This window comes from Oribacterium parvum ACB1, from assembly GCF_000238055.2.
In the GTDB taxonomy this organism is placed as follows: Bacteria; Bacillota; Clostridia; order Lachnospirales; family Lachnospiraceae; genus Oribacterium; species Oribacterium parvum.
The window spans coordinates 560,605-577,864 of sequence record NZ_KE148312.1; the positions used below are offsets into that span (position 1 = coordinate 560,605).

Genomic DNA, 17,260 nt, shown 5'->3' on the forward strand with positions numbered 1-17,260 from the left:
TATCATTTTAACTCTATTTTTACAACGACTTAAGTTTTAAGCCGTTTTCCTCTTTTCCTCAAAGTCCTTTAGCGAAGACAAGGCCTCCTTACTTAAAGGATACATAACAAGGAGGTTGAAAATGGTCATAAGGCCGATTCCTACATCTCCCAAATCCCAAACCACGGTATACTGCGCAAGTCCTCCCACAAAGAGCATGATGAGCGCAAAAACTTTATAGGCAGTCTGTGAGCCCCAATTGTCCCCGAAAATATAGGAAACATTGGAACGCGCATAGAAGAGGATACCGAGGAAGGTGGAAAAGCTGAAAAGCCATAAAATCACGGCAATAAAGATTTTTCCAAAGGCGCCGAAGTGATAGTTCATTGCCATTTGTAAAATGTCCATGCCCTGCAGGTCCTTAATCATTCCTTCCGGGGTCAGTAACATGATAAATGCGGTACAGGAGCAGAGAACAATGGTATCGATGAAGACCCCTATTGCCTGGAAAAGTCCCATTTTCACAGGATGATCCGTATCGGCTGCCGCTGCGGCGCAAGGTGCCGATCCGGAGCCGGCCTCGTTGGAGAAAAGGCCTCTTTTCACACCGTTCATAAGCACCGCCGCAAAACCTCCGGAAACAATCTGTCTAAGCCCGAAAGCCTCCGAGAAAATCCGCTCGAAGACACGCGGGAGTGCCGGTAAATGGGTAAGAATCACAAAAACGGTCATGGCAAAATAGAGTCCTGCCATCACAGGCACAATTACATCCAAGACACGCGCTGTCGCATTTTTACGAAGTACAATCACAGCGGCAATGAGTACCAGAAGAATACTGGAAATAAGGGGCTTAATGGAAAAGGCATTTTCAAAGGCGGAGGACACGGAGTTTCCGATAACCTGACTGATTCCCGCCCAGCAAATAAGGCCGGATAGAGCAAACAAAACCGCTATAATGCTTTTTTTCTTCGGAATTCCCTCTTCCAGCTTTTCGCCGGGCTTATTTTTAAAGAAAAAGTCATGAATATAATAGGCGGGGCCTCCACGGAAACCGCCGTAGAGCGGATCCTTCCTCTTATGGAGCTGTGCCAGTGTAGCCTCGATAAAGGCGGTCGAGGAACCAATCAGCGCGGTAATCCACATCCAAAATACCGCGCCTGCTCCACCTCCGGAGATTGCCGCAACAACACCCACAAGGTTTCCCATACCGACTCTCGTTGCTGTAGAAACAATCAATGTCTGAAGGCCGGAGAGCTTTCCCTTGGACAAGTCTCCCTGCATCTTTGCATCCGGTTTCTCGATGAGCACGGAAAGCATTTCCCTGAACATACGAATCGGAAGAAATTTTGTTCGGAGCGTATAATAAATACCTGCCGGAATAAGCAAAAGTACCATAGGAGAAAGCCCCAAAGTACTTCCTCCGGGTAGCGGAATCCTTAATAAATCCCCCCAGAGTAAAGCGGTCATCTTCTCGATCACAAAAACTATTCCATTTAATAGACTATTCATTTCCCCTCCTAAAGACAGCTTTTCTCTTTTGTCTGTTAAGGGCTATGCTTGCAATGCTTTTCTCTTTCGTAGCATTGCCCTTAACGCTTCTTACTTTTATCGTTTTAATCTTTGACACTTCTGTACATCTACGCATTTAAGCTTTGACACGTTTATGCATCTACATTTTTATACTTTTGCGCTTTTATGCGTCTATGCTTTTATGTGTTAAAGTATTTCCTCAAAAAAGAAAAGCACTTTTGTGCTTTTCCGAGTATAGCGCATAGAGCTGATTTCTGGCAAGCGGTTTTTTGTGCGATTTTCTCGTCATTTCATTTTTCAGATTCAAAGTGTCAAAATTTGGATATAATTTGAACTATTTATGTAAATAGATCATCCAAGCTAAGGAGAAGCTTGTCTTTTTCGGAAACAGTTTCAAACCCGCTTTTGGAAATGAAGCCATAACGATAACATTGGAGTCCACACGCCTTTACCTGTGCTATCTCTTTTTCTATTTCCACTTTGCTAAGAGGCTTATCTTGAAACTTTACTTCATAAAAGATATAGCCTTTTGGATCGTAAGTGACTATATCGAACTCTCCGTTTCGCCGTTCTTTCGGAATGTCATAATAGTATCTGCCTATTTTCTCAAAAGGCTCCTCTATTAAACCTGCTCGGTTCTGCCGGATTAAAAATTGTTTTCCTATTGTCTCAAAACGCTTCGGCACATAGGCATTTTCAAAGTCATCCTGAATATATCTCTGATAGAAAATATCCGAATTCATCACATTTAACTGAGAGCTGTAGCGGAAAATATATCGATAATAAAACAAAGACATGGGGTCACTGATATAATATCCTGATTTCTTTCGATTATTTTCATCATTGATAGGCGATGCCTTCTCAATAAGCTCCATACGAATCAACTTATCCAGCACATCCACTAAGGTAGGACCGCTGGAAACATGAGACTGAGACAGAATATCGTTAAAACGGGAAGATCCTCTTGCCATAGCCTCAAAGACTTCATTGGCATTCACAATTTTCGCAATTTCCGACTTAAGATACATCAGGACTTCATTTTCCAGTCTTGCACCGGGGGATGCAATCAACTCTATAATATTCTCCTTTACAGACCTGTCTTCGCGAATTAGTCGATTATAATAAGGAATTCCTCCAAAAACACTGTATAGCCTTACCTTATCCTCATTGGAAAAATGGGAATAAAACTGTGCTGAATCATAGTAATCCATGGGCTTTAGCTTTAGAACCAAATCAAAACGGCCGAATAAGGGATTCTCTTTCTCGATTAATTTCTGCATGGTATCCACAAAGGAACCGCACAAGGCCAATTTTAATTTACTATGGTTTCGATATTGATCAATCAGTGCCTGCAAAACACTGTCCATGCCCTTCAGCACATCACTAAGATAAGAATATTCATCCAAAATCAAAAGAATATTCTCCTCCGTTGCCTTTTTAAAAAGAAAATCCAGCACTTCCTCGAGGCCCGAAAAGGACATCTTCGGATAGCCAAACTCTTCCGAAAGTAAAGTCGCCAAGCTTTCTACATTGTTCATTTCAGAAGTCTGTTTGCATTCGTAATAAATTTTTTTTCCTTCAAAGTACTGCATGGAATGTTTCATCAACTCGCTCTTTCCGATTCGTCTTCGTCCGTATAACAGAAGAACTTCCATGCCATGTGACTGATACAAGCCTTTGATTTTCTGTACTTCTTTCTCTCTTCCAATAAATTTCATTTTATTCGGTCGCCTCCGATTCGGTTATTTCCGAATAAAGATTAGCATGAACTTTCTTTTCTGTAAAGGAATTAAAGACATTTTTTCAGCTCCTCAATAAGAGAAATATCCGCAGGAAGCCAGTTCACCGTATTCAGCTCTTCCTTCGTAAGCCATCTTCCGTCTGTTGCTTCCACCAATTTGATTTCCCCCGATAAAACGGAGCAAAAATAGCAGTGCATCGTGAGATGAAAATGCGGATAATCGTAGTCCAGCTTTGTGAATTTTTCTTCTATTTGGATTTCCACTTGCAGCTCTTCCCTAATTTCCCGTCTTAAGGCTTCCTCCAAGCTTTCTCCCAGCTCAACCTTCCCCCCGGGAAACTCCCAATAGCCTTTAAACTCGCCATAGCCTTTTTCCGTAGCAAAAATGCTATTATCTTTCCTGAAAATTGCTGCTACAACCTCTATTTTTTTCATCCTTTCTCCTTTTCCTATTATAAGCAATGCTTTTTTATTGACTTTTCATAGCAGGTTTTATTGTTATATAAAAAATACGAGTCAGGGTTTAAATCACCCTAACTCATATTTTGTATAACCTTTAACGAAGACTATCTATTCTCTATTTTCATGTCCTATAGCGAAAAATAGAATCGATATAGCTACTAATGTTATTGACAAAGGCAACGCCCTAGCAATTAATGCTTCTGCAATATAATTACTAAATAAACATAATTGTACTAGATATATAATAATTAATGCAAAGCTTACTCCCAAACAGCATTTACAAATATAAACAATGTTCTTCATAGCCATACCTATCGATCTTCAGAATAACTACTAGTTTTTCCAGTTTCTATTTTATTTATGCTTATCCTTGATATTCCGACCTTTTTGCCTAATCTATGTTGGGATAAACCTAAAGGTTTCCTATATTCCTCAATTCTGTTATTCAAAACGTTGCCCTCTTTCCTTTGGTCAACTTGAGTTAACCAAATATTTTTTTATTTGTCAACGATGAATGTTTTTTATAACTTGCAAAATTTCCGAAAATCCGCTCTTGCACCGAAATTATACTTGTGCTATACTCCCGTAGATATTGACAAAAGATGGGTTATAGTCTGCAGCTTGGTCTGCAAGTTTATTTCCATAAAAGGGTGGTTTTCATGAGAATAGCAAAGATAGCTTTAGTACTTTTATTTGTAATTTTAGGCGTTGCCTTGTCTGCCATTATCCTTATGCAGGAAGGAAAGAGTGACGGTTTAGGTGCTTTATCCGGTTCTACCGACACCTATTGGCAGAAAAACAGAGGTCGTTCTGTAGAGGGAAGCTTAGAAAAGTTTACCAAGTTCGGTACAGTCGCTTTTTTTGCGGTTGCTTTACTTTTGGATATTATTTGGTAAGACCCTTTTCCACCGTTTTTTAAGCCTGCAAGTTTTTGCAGGCTTTTTCTATTCTGTAAATATTCCGTAATCCCAAGCGGAAGCACCTTCTCAAAAGAGAAGCTCATTTTATTCAAGCTTAAAAATTTACTTTTTGAGCTTCCCAAACTAAGGAGTACTATGCGCGAAGAGCAAAAGGAAAAATTAAAGAAAATCATTGTAGATATAGAAAAGGATCCTTCCCTCCCGAAAATGAAAGAGAAGGAGCTGATTCATTTTTTAGGCATTCCTAAAGAAGAGAAAAAAGACTTTACCGCTCTTTTAGAAGAGATGGCAGAGGAAGGACTGCTCTCTTTCCCCGGAAAGTATAAGCAGAAGGATACTCCGGATTTAAGTCGTAAAGAGAAGGGGCAGGAAAAACATCGTGTTCAGGATACAGAGCAGTTTTTTTCGCCTGAAGAACTTCACGATAAGAGAAAACTTGCACTGCATGGAGGCATAAAAAAGCGAAGTGTAGAGAAGGAGCGGACTCTAAAGGGGGTCTATTCCAAGGCAAAGAAAGGCTTCGGCTTTGTGAGCCTCTCGGAAAAGGAGCTTGATGACATTTACATCCCGAAAGGATTGGAAGGAAATGCCATGGACGGGGATACCGTGCAGATTCTTATCACTAGGGAAAAGCAGGGTGATTCCAGTGCCGAGGGAAAAATCGTAAAAGTCATGAAACGCGCCGTAACGGAGGTGCTCGGACTTGTGAAGGAAAGGCGGGAAGGGCTCTTCCTCTTTCCAGACAATCAAAAGCTCCCTTCTCCCTTCTATATTCAGCCGGGGAAGAGCGGGGGCGCTGTTCCCGGAGATAAGGTTATGGCAAAAATCCTCTCCTACGGCGGGATGCAAAAGGAAGAAAGAAGGGGCAGCCGAGGGCGTTCTCCTATTCCCCGCGGAAAGAAGGGTCCCCTCCTCTCCTATCCCGTCTGCGGTGTCACGGAGGTTCTCGGCAAAAGTACGGAGCCCGGCGTGGATGTCCTTTCCGTAATTCGTGCATTTTCTCTTCCCGAGGACTTTCCGGAGGAGGTAAAAGCCGAGGCTGCAGCGATTCCTATGGAAGTGCCGGAGTCTATCTTAAGTTCCAAGGCAAGAAGAGATTTCCGCGCGCTCACGACCATTACCATTGACGGAGAAGATGCCAAAGACCTCGATGACGCGATTTCTCTGGAATATTTTCCGGAAAAGAAGCTTTACCGACTCTACGTGCATATTGCCGATGTCACGGAATATGTAAAGGAGGGCTCTTCCCTCGATTTAGAGGCACTGGAGCGCGGAACCTCCGTGTACCTAACGGACAGGGTAATTCCCATGCTTCCGCGAGAGCTCTCCAACGGTATTTGTTCCCTGCATGAGGGTGTGGATCGTCTGACACTCTCCTGCATCATGGACTATAACGAAAAAGGGGAACAACTCTCCCATGAAATCTGCCCGGGAATCATTTGCTCCGATAAAAGAATGAGCTATACGGGCGTGACGGCGGTGTTAGAGGAGGGAAACGAAGCCATAACGACTTCTATCGATAGAAAAAAAGGGACTTCCGAAACTTCTATTGATACAGAAAATGAGACTTTCGAAACTTCTATTGATAAGAGAAAAGAAGACAATGCAGAAGACTACTCCTCCTATCTCCCCTTTAAGGATTTGCTTCTTCATATGAGGGAGCTTTCCCGTCTGCTTCGTCATAAGCGCGTAGAGCGTGGCGGGCTGGACTTTGATTTTCCGGAGTCCAAGATTATTTTCAATGAAAAAGGGCAGATTGCCGAAATTCGCTCCGTGATCCGCGAAGAATCCCATAAAATCATCGAGGATTTCATGCTTGCGGCAAATGAGACCGTCGCGGAGGAATATTACTGGAGGGATATTCCCTTCCTCTACCGTGTGCATGAGAAACCGGATTTTGACAAATGGCAGGAGCTTTCGCGGATTCTATCGAATTTCTCCATTCTTCTACGCGCGAAAGACCCGGACAGCATTCGCCCGAAAGCCTTACAAGGAATTTTGGAGACGATTAAGGGAAAGGAAGAAGAGATGATGCTCAGTAATCTCATTCTCCGCTCCTTAAAACAGGCAAAGTACAGCGTGGAATGCGGAGAGCATTTCGGGCTTGCCAGCAAATATTACACCCACTTCACCTCTCCAATCAGGCGTTATCCCGACCTCCAGATTCACAGAATCATTAAGGAGAATCTGTTTTCTCAGGAAAATGAGAAGCGCTTCGCCCACTACAGTCGTATTTTACCTGATGTAGCCATGCAAAGTTCCCTGCGCGAGAGGCGAGCAGATGAGGCGGAGCGGGATTGCATGAAGCTGAAAAAGTGCCAGTACATGAAGAACTTCCTCGGAGAATGCTTCCCCGGCAATATTTCCGGCCTTACGGAGTACGGCATTTATGTCACTTTGGAAAATGGCATCGAAGGCATGATTCCGCTTCGTATGCTAAATGACGACTATTTTGTTTTTATAGAGAAAGAACTGATAACTAGAGGCGAACGGAGCGGAAAAACCTTCCGTATCGGTGACAGCATGTCCGTCCTGGTGTATGCTGTAGATACCTTAAGCAGGACCATCGACTTCGTGCCGGCCCCGGAATTACCGGAAGAATAATACAGATAAGCTTTCCTCTGAATAAACAACTTTAGTCGAGATGAACTTTCCCCGGAATAAGCAACTTTAGTCGAGATGAACTTTCCCCGGAATAAGCAGATTCCATCGAGATAGACTTCCCTTAAGGAAAGTTTAAGCAAGATAAAATCCCCTTGGAGGGGGCAGAAAGGAACGAATAAATGGGAGACAGCATTAAGCAAATCGCAAACAACAAAAAGGCTTTCCATGATTTTTTCGTGGAGGAAAGTCTGGAATGCGGCATTCAGCTTTTCGGAACGGAAGTCAAATCTCTCCGCCTCGGACAGGCTTCCATTAAGGAGTCCTTTTGTCAGATTCGAAACGGAGAATGTTTTATCGTAGGTATGCACATCAACCCCTATGAGCGGGGAAATATTTTTAATAAAGATCCGCTTCGAGATAGAAAACTCCTTCTGCACAGAAGGGAAATTGACCGCCTGCTCGGAAAAATCAAGGAACAGGGCTATACTCTTATGCCCCTCCGCCTCTACTTTAAAGGTAGCCTCGTAAAGCTCGACATGGGACTCTGCCGCGGTAAAAAGATATACGATAAACGGGAGGACATGAAGAAGAAGGCACAAAGAAGGGAGCTCGAGAAAGAGTTTAAGAAGGCGAATATTCGCGTGTAAAAATAGAACATATGGAATAGCAAAATCCCCCGGATACACACCTGCGTAAAGGCGCTCTCGCTCGGTTCCGACGCAGCGGTACTAAGCAGAAAACTTCGCTGACGCTTGTTTTCTGCAAGTGCCGGCGTCTCCAAACGCTTTACTCCGGAGTGTAACCGGGGGATTTATTCCTAAACAGTTCTAATTTTCTTGAACCGAGGAAATCTGACGGGCTCAGATTGCCCCTTACGATAAATATTCAATTTATAATCTTTGGTTCTAACAGTCCTGTTTTGAATAAATACTAACAGTCAAAGAACAAGATATTAAAAACACAGCAATAGCTAATACTAAATTTCCTGTTGCAAATATCATAAGTTGCATATCTGTCGGTTTTTCAATCAAAATATTTATTACTGCTATTAGACCTAGCATAATGGCTACTGAGATTATTAAACTAATAATACTCATAGCTTCAGTTCTATCATTTGAGTCTAAGTAAGAAATAGGCAAGAAAATCGCATTCATTATTAAACTGATTCCTATTGCAGATGAAAATAACAAGACTACATCTATATATCGATAAAATGCAAATCCATGAATTAAAAATGATGTTAGAAATAGTATAACAGAAAGCATACTTCCAATTAAAATTGTAATTGCTTGCGTCGCAAATACACTCTTTACTATTTCACATCTCTTTACAGGTAAGGATAAAATATACCGGTTCCACTTATCAATATTATTTTTTCTTAAACCAATTGAACTGATAAAAGGAAACCCTATAACATTAATGCATAGAAAAGCAAATAAAGGAATTTCCTCCCTACCACCGAAAATCAATATTGAAACTCCAGTAAAAAATATAAATATAAGTAGTATCTTTAGCTTAGATACTATTTTATAATAATGATTTCTAATCAATCCTTGCATTTCGTTCTCCTTTCACCAACAGCAACATTATTTCATCTAATGATACGCTGTCTACTATTAAATTTTTATATTTTTTCTCTATCAATTTCCTGTTTTTTATTAACACATCAATCTGATAATCTTTTTTCATACTTGATAATATATCTTCCGATAAAATATTATGAAAATCGTTTTCTGAACAACGGATAACTCCATATTCATATATCAATTCATCTTTTGTTTTATTCAAAATAATTTCACCATTATGAATAAAAACAATATAATCAGCTATTTTTTCCAAGTCGCTTGTAATATGTGAAGATAGCAAAATGGAGTGGTTCTCTTGTTTTACAAATTCAAGAAGCACATCTAGAATTTCATCTCTCATAATAGGATCAAGACCACTTGTTGCCTCATCCAAAATAAGCAATTTTGAATCATGTGAAAGTGCCACAGCAATTGCAAGCTTCATACTCATTCCACGAGAGTAGCTTTTTATTTTTTGAGATTCAGGCAATCCAAAACGCCTAAGAAATTGTTCAAAACAAAAATCATCCCATTTACTATAAATTCTCCCTAAAATGTCAGCCAATTGCTTTGCCGTCAAATATTCCGGAAAATTATTGCTATCATATACAACTCCAATATTCTCTCTGATGTCTATATCTTCATCAGTCATTTCTCTTCCAAATATCTCAATAGTACCACTATCTCTTCTAATCACATTTAGAATACAATTCATAGTCGTTGATTTTCCGGCTCCATTCTCACCGATAAATCCTACTATGCTTCCTTCAGGTACTGAAAAAGAAATATCTTTGATGGCAAAATTTGACTTTTCATATTTTTTATTCACATTTTTTAGTATTAAAGTACTATTCATCAATTTATTCCTCCAAGTATAAAATTTTTAATATCTTAATCAGTTTCTCAAGAGGCATAGCATTTTCTTTTGCAGCTTCAATAGCCAATTGCATATATTCTTCTATCCGTTTCTGCTGTTGTTCTTTATAGAATTCTTTGTTTCTTGCCAATACATAAGTGCCTCTACCTATTTCCGTTTCTATAAATCCATCTCTCTGCAATTCTTCATATGCTCTTTGAACTGTAATAACACTTACATGAATTGATTTGGCTAATAATCGCATTGAAGGAAGACTATCTCCAGCAAGCAATTCTTCGCTCATAATCATATTTTTTATCTGCGAAACTATCTGTTCATATATTGGTTTGTCACGATTGTTACTTATGATAATGTTCAAACTTTTACCCTCTCTTTAATAGTGTACTTATTGTCTATGTACAATATTATTTCTTTGCGCATATTTTGTCAATAAACTTATCCGCTCTGATACTGTCTTCTTCAAATTCTCTTCATGTGTCTTTTGTTTGCTCTATTGATTTTTCTAATGCCGTTTGTTCTGTTTCAAAGTCTTTTAACATCATATCAAAATGCTTATTAGAGAGCTTTCCGCTTACTTCTCTTATGGTATCTAAAACTAATTTATTGATAACTTCACTTCGGATATTGTGTAATGAGCATTTTTCTTCAAATTTTTGATGTATGATGTCCTTCACTACCACAGTATCTATGATGTTATTTTCTTCTCCCTCAATGAGTTTCTTCCAATCCGGTCTTTCAAATGAGCCACCTGAATATCCGTCATCGGTAATACCCTCAGTTCAGCTTTATAAAAAGCCGTGGACCTTAATGGTCCACGGCTTTCTTACTTTTTGAGTTATAGGACAAAAAAGAGGGTGTTAACCCTCTCTTTTAGTCTTGTATGCATTCATACAGATATAGAATTGTAGTACAACTCGTGCGGTGCAATATCTTGCCCGCCTTCCCACTCTACAGAATGATTGGAAACCCTAACTTTTTTAAATGTTTCAAGGTCTTTTAACTCTCCATACCATGCTCCGCTTATGTATGGGGAAACATCAAAAATTTTCTTTTCTCCATTTTCATAAGAAAGCAGGAGTTTATATCCCTCTTCGGGGGAAACGGTCAATAACTCAGGCTGTAACATATACCCCCCTATTTTAAAGGCTCAATAGTAAAAGTTTTTTTCGCCTTTTTCTAACAAATCCCAGTTGGCTAAAAGCTCATCATAATGGATATTCACCCACGCTATAACAAGGCTTTGCTTTTTCTTTGGTATGCTTCCTTCCAACACGTCACCGTCAAGGCTAACAACAACCTCTTCCCCTTGATACTCCGCATGTATATGAGGTACTTTGTGCTGTCCTCCGATTTCCCGATACATCCTGATTATAATTCCGTAAAACATTGATATAGTAGGCATTTTCCCTCTCTTTCTTCCTATACCTTAAATATCTCTTGCCCTGTGTAGGCGTTTAAGGCTTTCTTTATGAAAGTATTCATAGGCATACTATCCGCTTGTTCCTTTAATGCATCGTACTCTTCTATTCTTAAATCGAGCGGTACACGCTTATAATTCTTCGCCTTGTATTTCGCCGTAGCTCTCGCCTGCGCTTCACTAACCGCCATTTTATTACCTCTATCTATTTAATGGTAGTATAGCACAAGCAGTATATTTGTACAGCTATACGACCTGCACAAAATATTATATGAGCTCTACTTTACATATCCCTTAACTTCACCCCTATTTTCTCCAGCGCAGCGAGTAAATCCCCCCGTACCTTATTGATTTCCTCTTCACTTAAGGTGTGGTCTTTTGCTCTTAGGCTGACATTGTAGGAGAGGGACTTAAAGCCGGCAAGAACCTGCGCGCCTTCGTAGATATCGAAGAGTTCCACCTTCTCAAGGAGCGGAGATGCCGCTTCACGAATCGCGTCTTCCACCTCTCCGGCAGTCACATTAAGCGGTACAAGGAGGGAGAAATCATGAGACACTGCCGGGAACTTAGCAACCGGCGTATACTTTTTGTGATCTCCCGCCAAGGGATATACTTCCTCTAAATCAAGTACCGCCACATAGGCTCTTTCCTTCAAATCAAAGTTCTTTAAGACATCCGGATGAATCTCTCCCATTGTTCCGAGTACTTTTCCTTCATAGAGGATGTTAGCCTTTTTGCCCGGGTGGTAGTAGGGCTTTTCGCAGTTTCCGTCATAGCGGAAGCGACCGTTTAAGCCGCAGTGCATAAAGAGCTCTTCGATTTCTCCCTTTAAGCTAAAGAAATCGCCCTCTCCGATGAAACCGAGAGTCAGAGTCATACGCTCCTCAGGAAGTTCGGTAAGCGGCAGGCTCTTCGGAATATAGAGCTTTGCCATTTCAAAGAGCTTTACATCCTTATTCTTGTGACGATTATTTAAGCTAAGTGCCTGCAACATTCCCGGAACGGAGCTGGTACGCATTACGGAGAAATCCTCTCCCAAGGGATTGGAAATCATAATCTGCTGCCACTCGGGAGCATTTTCCGGAAGAAGAAGCTTCTCATAAACTTTCTTCGACTCAAAAGAATAGAAATAGCTTTCGTTATACCCAAGCGCCTCTGCGAGATGCCGAAGACTGCGGTTTAACGCAAGATTCGGGTGCATTCCTCCTACGGTGCTTGCCGAGGGAAGAGTGCTCGGAATCTTATCATATCCATAGTAACGGGCAATTTCTTCCGCAATATCCGCCATTCTCTCGAGGTCCTGTCGGAAGGTCGGAATCACAAGTTCCAGACTGTCTCCCTTCACCTCAGTTTGAATCTCCAAAGGTAACAGATAAGCCTTCATTTCCTCTCCGCTTAAATGAAGCCCCAATAAATTGTTGATTTCGGAAACGGATACGGATAAATGCTTCTCTTCCTTCTTTACCGGATAGCAATCCACCATGCCGCCTACCACTTCTCCGCAGTGGAGCTCTTCGATCAGAGTGCAGGCTCTGTCCATCGCCATCTCGCAAAGATTCGGATCTAAGCCCTTTTCAAAATAAGAAGAAGCATCGGTACGAAGTCCCAGCTTTCTTCCGGAAAGACGGATATTGGTGCCGTTAAAACAAGCCGCTTCCAGCACCACATTTTTCACCTTATCGGTAATCATGGAATTTTCTCCGCCCATGATGCCACCGAGGGCAATGGTCTTCTCCCCGTCCTTGATACACAAAATAGAGGAGTCGAGCTCATGTTCCACGCCGTCCAAGGTCACGAACTTTTCCTTATCTTCGGCACGCTCTATGCGAATCTTCTTTCCGCTGATGTCTTCGTAATCAAAGGCATGCATGGGCTGTCCGAGTTCCAGCATCACATAGTTTGTGATATCTACGAAATTATTGATTGGTCGAATGCCTGCAGTCCGGAGACGAATCTGCATCCAGGAGGGAGACGGCGCAAAACGCACATTTTTAATAAGACGTGCAGTATAACGACTGCAAAGCTCGCTGTCCTTTAATTCCACAGTGAGATAGTCGGAGAGCTTCTCTTCGTTTCCCACCTTCTTGATTTCCGGAAAATGAAATTCCTGCCCGAAGGCTGCTGCCGCTTCTCTTGCCAGTCCCACTACGGAGAAGCAGTCCACACGGTTCGAGGTGATCTCATACTCGTGAAGAATATCCCGAAATCCAAGGAGTGCCGGAGCATCTTCTCCCACAGGAGTTCCCTCCGGGAAGATGTAAATCCCTCTTTCCGGGGCTTCCGGGAAGAAGTTACGATCCCCTCCAAGTTCCTCGATAGAGCACATCATACCGAAGGATTCCACACCGCGGAGCTTTCCGTTATGAATGCTTACGCCACCCTCCGGGCGATTTCCCTCGTGATCTACCTTCACCTTACCGCCGTCTAAGACCACAGGCACGACCTGTCCTACTTCTACATTCGGTGCGCCGGTCACGATTTGGAGCGTCTCCTTCCCGATATCCACTTGGCAGATTAAGAGGTGGTCGGAATCCTCGTGCTTCTTCACGGAAAGAATCTTTCCTGTCACAATCTTCTCCAGATTTTCCCCGAGGTCTTCCATGGTTTCCACTTTATTGCCGACTAGGGTCATTCTGTCTCCGAAGTCTTTGCCGGATACGGAAAGGCCCGGAACATATGCTTTTAACCAATTCATGGATGTATTCATCTTCAATCCCCCTTAAAACTGCTCTAAGAAGCGCAGATCATTTTCATAGAGTAAACGCATATCATCGATTTCATACTTCAGAAGTGCGATACGCTCAAGGCCTACACCGAAGGCGAAACCGCTGTACTCGTTCGGGTCGATCCCGCAGGATTCCAGCACCTTCGGGTGCACCATGCCGCAGCCTAAAATCTCAATCCAGCCTTCTCCCTTACAGAAACGACAGCCTTTTCCCTTACACTTAAAACAGGAAACATCCACTTCTGCGGAAGGCTCCGTAAAGGGGAAGTGGTGCGGACGGAGTTTTGTCTTCGTATCCTGTCCGAAGAGTTCCTTGGCAAAGAGGTCCAGTGTGCCCTTTAAATCGGAAAAATGGATATTTTTATCAATTACCAAGCCCTCCACCTGATGGAAGGAAGGGGAATGGGTCGCATCCACTGCGTCGGAACGGAACACTCTTCCCGGGCAAATCATGCGAAGTGGCGGCTTGTGAGTTTCCATATATCTGGCCTGCACGGAGGAAGTCTGGGTTCTTAAAAGAATATTGCTGTTGATATAGAAGGTATCCTGTTCATCCCTTGCAGGGTGTCCCTCCGGGATATTCAGCTTCTCAAAGTTATAGCTGTCGTACTCTACCTCGGGGCCTTCCACAACTTCATAGCCCATGCCGATAAAGATTTTTTCCACCTCTTCCAGAGCAAGAGTATTCGGATGGGCGTGTCCATAACGAATCTTCTTTCCGGGGAGTGTCACATCAATCGTCTCTGTGGAAAGTCTGGCATCCTGTAAGGCACGCTCCAGCTCTGCCGCACGCTCCTTAATCTCCTTCTCAATTTTCTGAGAAACTTCATTTACCAGCTGTCCGAAAGCCGGCCTTTCCTCGGCACTTAAGTCCTTTAAAGCTTTCTTCGCCTCCGCAAGTTCACCTTTTTTCCCTAAAAAACAGGTACGAATTTCATTGATGGAATTCATATCCATGGCAGAGCGCAAACGCTCTTCTGCCGCCTTTCCGATTTCCTCGAGATTGAATGTGTTCATATTACCTCCCTTGATATAAACAAGTTTCCTTTACGGAATCGTCAGCGCTTCGCGCTTTTTCGATTCCTGCCTGCATTCGCACTCTCGAGACTTTCGTCTCTTCGTGCTCATGCAGGGGCGTGCCATCAAGTCCCATTCCCTCTTGCAAACAAGTTTGCAATGGGTATGGGGACTTATGGCACTGTAAAACAAAATCCCCGTCTGCAATTGCAGACAGGGACGAATGTTCGCGGTACCACCCTGATTCCTGAATTTCTTTCAGGCTCTCTTTATGCTTAACGCAGTCTCACGGTTCTTCCTACTCTCCTTCGATTTCAAAAAAACAGCTCCGGTGGGAAAATTCCAAAAAGCGCTTTGGAAGAACTTGCAGCCTGTGATTCTTCTCTCTATGCTAAGCGGACTCTTTTTGTACTGTGCACCTTCATCGCATTTCCCCCGAAGTATAGTGAATTGTGGGGTAAAAGTCAAGTTTATCTTACGATTCAGCTTCTTTCCGCACCCTTTTTTCTGTGCTAAATCCTATCCATATCTTATTGTGCTACGCTTTATTTCTCTTCTTTTACTTTTCCCATATCCGTATCCTTCGACCATACACGGATCTGTGACTTCGTGGTCTTTTTTACCACATACATCGCATAGTCTGCATTTTTCTGTAATTCATCGGGATTCGCCCCCCCATCGGGATACCAGCTTACACCGCCGGAAAGGCGGAGCATCTTCTTACTTCCGTCCGGAAGCAGGATATAGCTTTCATCAATGGTTTTTTGCAGCTTCTCAATTAAAGCATTGACCCTGCTTCTCTCTCCATCTTCATCAAAGATAAAAATATTAAATTCATCTCCGGAAATGCGGGAATACAAGGCTTCCGAGCCAAGGGCTGTCCGCATCGCATCGGAAGCACAACGGATATATTTGTCGCCATACTCATGCCCGAAGGTATCGTTGACCATCTTCAAATTGTCAAGGTCCATCATGATATAGGCACCGATGGCATTACCACCGCCTTTTTCTTCCAAAAGCTCGCGAATACGCCGTCCAAAAGCTCTTCGGTTATAGAGATCCGTAAGAAAATCATGGTCTCGTTCATACTGCAAATTTTGCTGTTCTTGTAAAAGTCTGTCCGAAAGATCTTCCAATGCCTCCGACATCTGGTCAATTTCCAAAATACCGGTTTCTTTCAGTTCCAACTTCTCCGTCGCTTTGTTGGCTCGTATCTCCGAGGCAAGATTCCGTATCGGTCTTTGCAAGAAAACGGAAATCACAAGACTTCCCAATATACCGATAAGTAGCGTCAGTACAATACTTACTGCCATAACAAAAAGCATACGGTCTGCAAAGTGGTTCATGGTTTTATATGGAATCTCCGCCCCAAGCTTCCACGCTATATCTATAAACGGACCATTGGTTGAAAAAATATGTAACGGAATACTGTAAGTATAATTCTCTTCCTCCTGCTTGGAAGAGACCGTTTCCGTCTTATCCTCCGTGCTGATTGTGGAGGAATGTAAACGAATCAATTGCTGATACTTCTCTGAACTGATGACATCTTCTCCACTCTTTTCCGCGCTCAAAAAGTAGAATGCGGTTCCGCCGCTATCCAACTCCTTTTCCGGAAGATAGCTTTGCAGATAACTGAGCAATATATCCACTCCCAAAACACCGTAAACTCTTCCATCCGACAATCGTAGCGGCACGGAATAACTGATTGCCTCTCTCTCTTCTCCAAAAAGAGAGAAAGGTCTGCTCCAGTATCCCAAATCCTCCCAAGAGGTCTCTACGCCATAATGAAAAGAAGCCTGTGTCGGCTCATAGAAAAAGTCATAATAGGGAACCCCCGATGTTCCGAACTGAAAATTCGTATTCCAAGTTCTATCTGTTGACAACTGCTTATTTCTTGCAACCAGAAGCGGAGATCGCTCAATCAGGAGGTCCATATTCTTATTGCTCGGCCTGGACTCGGGATCCAAGTCACGAAAATAAAGTCCGGGTTTATCCTCATAAGTCCCGGATTCCATACCGCTCTGTAAATTATCTGCATTTAAAATCAGAAATACACCGGTAACACGATTGGTTCGCATCATCGAAATCAAATCATCGGAAACCGCATTTAAGAAAGGAGCCGCATTCTCCGAACTGTCATCGATAGCCTCTATATCCAGTTTTCCCGCCTCAACAAGTCCATCTGCCAGTTGATTTATCTTTTGCACCGTCTGCCCCAGGTTCATCCACTGGTTTACCATGATACTTTCCAGATAATTTCTTCTGGCTTCCACCCTACTTTCCACGATTTCTCTGGCATTTGTATGTATCAATCCAAAAAGGCCTTGACCATAGATGGACATCATGATGATTCCAATTTCCAAAATAACCAAAATCATCAGCGGTATCAATATTTTCCTAAAAATCGGTTGTTTTTTCATCTT

Annotated in this window: 17 protein-coding genes and 1 other annotated feature; of the genes, 3 read left to right on the top strand and 14 right to left on the bottom strand. The window is 42.3% G+C overall.

Annotation, left to right across the window (positions count from 1 at the left end):
• Window positions 1-36 precede the first annotated feature (36 nt).
• The 4 genes from HMPREF9625_RS02705 to HMPREF9625_RS11640 form a co-directional block, all read right to left on the bottom strand.
• The gene (locus HMPREF9625_RS02705; protein WP_009535469.1) at window positions 37-1,488 is read right to left on the bottom strand and encodes an alanine/glycine:cation symporter family protein; all 1,452 of its coding nucleotides are present in this window, start codon (window positions 1,486-1,488) and stop codon (window positions 37-39) included.
• Between the two features lie 359 nt (window positions 1,489-1,847).
• Complete coding sequence (locus HMPREF9625_RS02710) at window positions 1,848-3,227, bottom strand: ATP-binding protein (RefSeq protein WP_009535470.1); 1,380 nt, start codon at window positions 3,225-3,227, stop codon at window positions 1,848-1,850.
• A gap of 71 nt (window positions 3,228-3,298) precedes the next feature.
• Complete coding sequence (gene mutT, locus HMPREF9625_RS02715) at window positions 3,299-3,685, bottom strand: 8-oxo-dGTP diphosphatase MutT (RefSeq protein WP_009535471.1); 387 nt, start codon at window positions 3,683-3,685, stop codon at window positions 3,299-3,301.
• Between the two features lie 338 nt (window positions 3,686-4,023).
• Entirely contained in the window at window positions 4,024-4,161 is a 138-nt protein-coding gene (locus HMPREF9625_RS11640; RefSeq protein ID WP_207636119.1) for a helix-turn-helix transcriptional regulator, read from the bottom strand.
• Window positions 4,162-4,371: 210 nt separating this feature from the next.
• On the opposite strand from HMPREF9625_RS11640, the gene secG reads away from it, so the two are divergent.
• From secG to smpB, 3 genes are all read left to right on the top strand, one after another.
• Window positions 4,372-4,608, top strand: a complete 237-nt coding sequence (secG, locus tag HMPREF9625_RS02720) for a preprotein translocase subunit SecG (RefSeq protein ID WP_009535472.1) — start codon at window positions 4,372-4,374, stop codon at window positions 4,606-4,608.
• Window positions 4,609-4,767: 159 nt separating this feature from the next.
• Entirely contained in the window at window positions 4,768-7,236 is a 2,469-nt protein-coding gene (locus HMPREF9625_RS02725; protein WP_009535473.1) for a ribonuclease R family protein, read from the top strand.
• 179 nt (window positions 7,237-7,415) lie between these two features.
• Window positions 7,416-7,883: an SsrA-binding protein SmpB gene (gene smpB, locus HMPREF9625_RS02730; RefSeq protein ID WP_009429612.1), complete on the top strand. Its 468-nt coding sequence runs from the start codon at window positions 7,416-7,418 to the stop codon at window positions 7,881-7,883.
• A 258-nt stretch (window positions 7,884-8,141) separates the two neighbouring features.
• Here smpB and HMPREF9625_RS02735 read toward each other — a convergent pair whose 3' ends face one another.
• The 10 genes from HMPREF9625_RS02735 to HMPREF9625_RS02780 form a co-directional block, all read right to left on the bottom strand.
• Complete coding sequence (locus HMPREF9625_RS02735) at window positions 8,142-8,795, bottom strand: ABC-2 transporter permease (RefSeq protein WP_009535474.1); 654 nt, start codon at window positions 8,793-8,795, stop codon at window positions 8,142-8,144.
• Window positions 8,779-9,657, bottom strand: coding sequence for an ABC transporter ATP-binding protein (locus tag HMPREF9625_RS02740; RefSeq protein WP_009535475.1), 879 nt, complete (start codon window positions 9,655-9,657; stop codon window positions 8,779-8,781). Before HMPREF9625_RS02740 ends, HMPREF9625_RS02735 begins: the two co-directional genes overlap by 17 nt.
• Before the next feature lie 4 nt (window positions 9,658-9,661).
• Window positions 9,662-10,036: a GntR family transcriptional regulator gene (locus HMPREF9625_RS02745; RefSeq protein ID WP_009535476.1), complete on the bottom strand. Its 375-nt coding sequence runs from the start codon at window positions 10,034-10,036 to the stop codon at window positions 9,662-9,664.
• 112 nt (window positions 10,037-10,148) lie between these two features.
• On the bottom strand, window positions 10,149-10,352 hold the full coding sequence (locus HMPREF9625_RS11300) for a hypothetical protein (protein ID WP_036596608.1): 204 nt from the start codon (window positions 10,350-10,352) through the stop codon (window positions 10,149-10,151).
• Window positions 10,353-10,564: 212 nt separating this feature from the next.
• Window positions 10,565-10,804: a DUF2442 domain-containing protein gene (locus HMPREF9625_RS02755; protein WP_009535477.1), complete on the bottom strand. Its 240-nt coding sequence runs from the start codon at window positions 10,802-10,804 to the stop codon at window positions 10,565-10,567.
• 21 nt (window positions 10,805-10,825) lie between these two features.
• Complete coding sequence (locus tag HMPREF9625_RS02760; protein ID WP_009535478.1) at window positions 10,826-11,080, bottom strand: DUF4160 domain-containing protein; 255 nt, start codon at window positions 11,078-11,080, stop codon at window positions 10,826-10,828.
• Between the two features lie 17 nt (window positions 11,081-11,097).
• Window positions 11,098-11,286, bottom strand: a complete 189-nt coding sequence (locus HMPREF9625_RS02765; protein WP_009535479.1) for a hypothetical protein — start codon at window positions 11,284-11,286, stop codon at window positions 11,098-11,100.
• 92 nt (window positions 11,287-11,378) lie between these two features.
• On the bottom strand, window positions 11,379-13,802 hold the full coding sequence (pheT, locus tag HMPREF9625_RS02770) for a phenylalanine--tRNA ligase subunit beta (RefSeq protein ID WP_009535480.1): 2,424 nt from the start codon (window positions 13,800-13,802) through the stop codon (window positions 11,379-11,381).
• 12 nt (window positions 13,803-13,814) lie between these two features.
• A complete protein-coding gene (gene pheS, locus HMPREF9625_RS02775) occupies window positions 13,815-14,837 on the bottom strand; it encodes a phenylalanine--tRNA ligase subunit alpha (protein WP_009535481.1) in 1,023 nt (340 codons plus the stop codon).
• Window positions 14,838-15,049: 212 nt separating this feature from the next.
• Window positions 15,050-15,271: a binding site (T-box leader), on the bottom strand.
• Between the two features lie 111 nt (window positions 15,272-15,382).
• On the bottom strand, window positions 15,383-17,257 hold the full coding sequence (locus HMPREF9625_RS02780; RefSeq protein ID WP_036596610.1) for a sensor domain-containing diguanylate cyclase: 1,875 nt from the start codon (window positions 17,255-17,257) through the stop codon (window positions 15,383-15,385).
• Window positions 17,258-17,260 lie beyond the last annotated feature (3 nt).

Coding starts and splice junctions, on each gene's coding strand:
- HMPREF9625_RS02705 (WP_009535469.1), bottom strand. CDS start 1,488: ATGAATAGTCTATTAAATGGAATAGTTTTTGTGATCGAGAAGATGACC.
- HMPREF9625_RS02710 (WP_009535470.1), bottom strand. CDS start 3,227: ATGAAATTTATTGGAAGAGAGAAAGAAGTACAGAAAATCAAAGGCTTG.
- mutT (WP_009535471.1), bottom strand. CDS start 3,685: ATGAAAAAAATAGAGGTTGTAGCAGCAATTTTCAGGAAAGATAATAGC.
- secG (WP_009535472.1), top strand. CDS start 4,372: ATGAGAATAGCAAAGATAGCTTTAGTACTTTTATTTGTAATTTTAGGC.
- HMPREF9625_RS02725 (WP_009535473.1), top strand. CDS start 4,768: ATGCGCGAAGAGCAAAAGGAAAAATTAAAGAAAATCATTGTAGATATA.
- smpB (WP_009429612.1), top strand. CDS start 7,416: ATGGGAGACAGCATTAAGCAAATCGCAAACAACAAAAAGGCTTTCCAT.
- HMPREF9625_RS02735 (WP_009535474.1), bottom strand. CDS start 8,795: ATGCAAGGATTGATTAGAAATCATTATTATAAAATAGTATCTAAGCTA.
- HMPREF9625_RS02740 (WP_009535475.1), bottom strand. CDS start 9,657: ATGAATAGTACTTTAATACTAAAAAATGTGAATAAAAAATATGAAAAG.
- HMPREF9625_RS02755 (WP_009535477.1), bottom strand. CDS start 10,804: ATGTTACAGCCTGAGTTATTGACCGTTTCCCCCGAAGAGGGATATAAA.
- HMPREF9625_RS02760 (WP_009535478.1), bottom strand. CDS start 11,080: ATGCCTACTATATCAATGTTTTACGGAATTATAATCAGGATGTATCGG.
- HMPREF9625_RS02765 (WP_009535479.1), bottom strand. CDS start 11,286: ATGGCGGTTAGTGAAGCGCAGGCGAGAGCTACGGCGAAATACAAGGCG.
- pheT (WP_009535480.1), bottom strand. CDS start 13,802: ATGAATACATCCATGAATTGGTTAAAAGCATATGTTCCGGGCCTTTCC.
- pheS (WP_009535481.1), bottom strand. CDS start 14,837: ATGAACACATTCAATCTCGAGGAAATCGGAAAGGCGGCAGAAGAGCGT.
- HMPREF9625_RS02780 (WP_036596610.1), bottom strand. CDS start 17,257: ATGAAAAAACAACCGATTTTTAGGAAAATATTGATACCGCTGATGATT.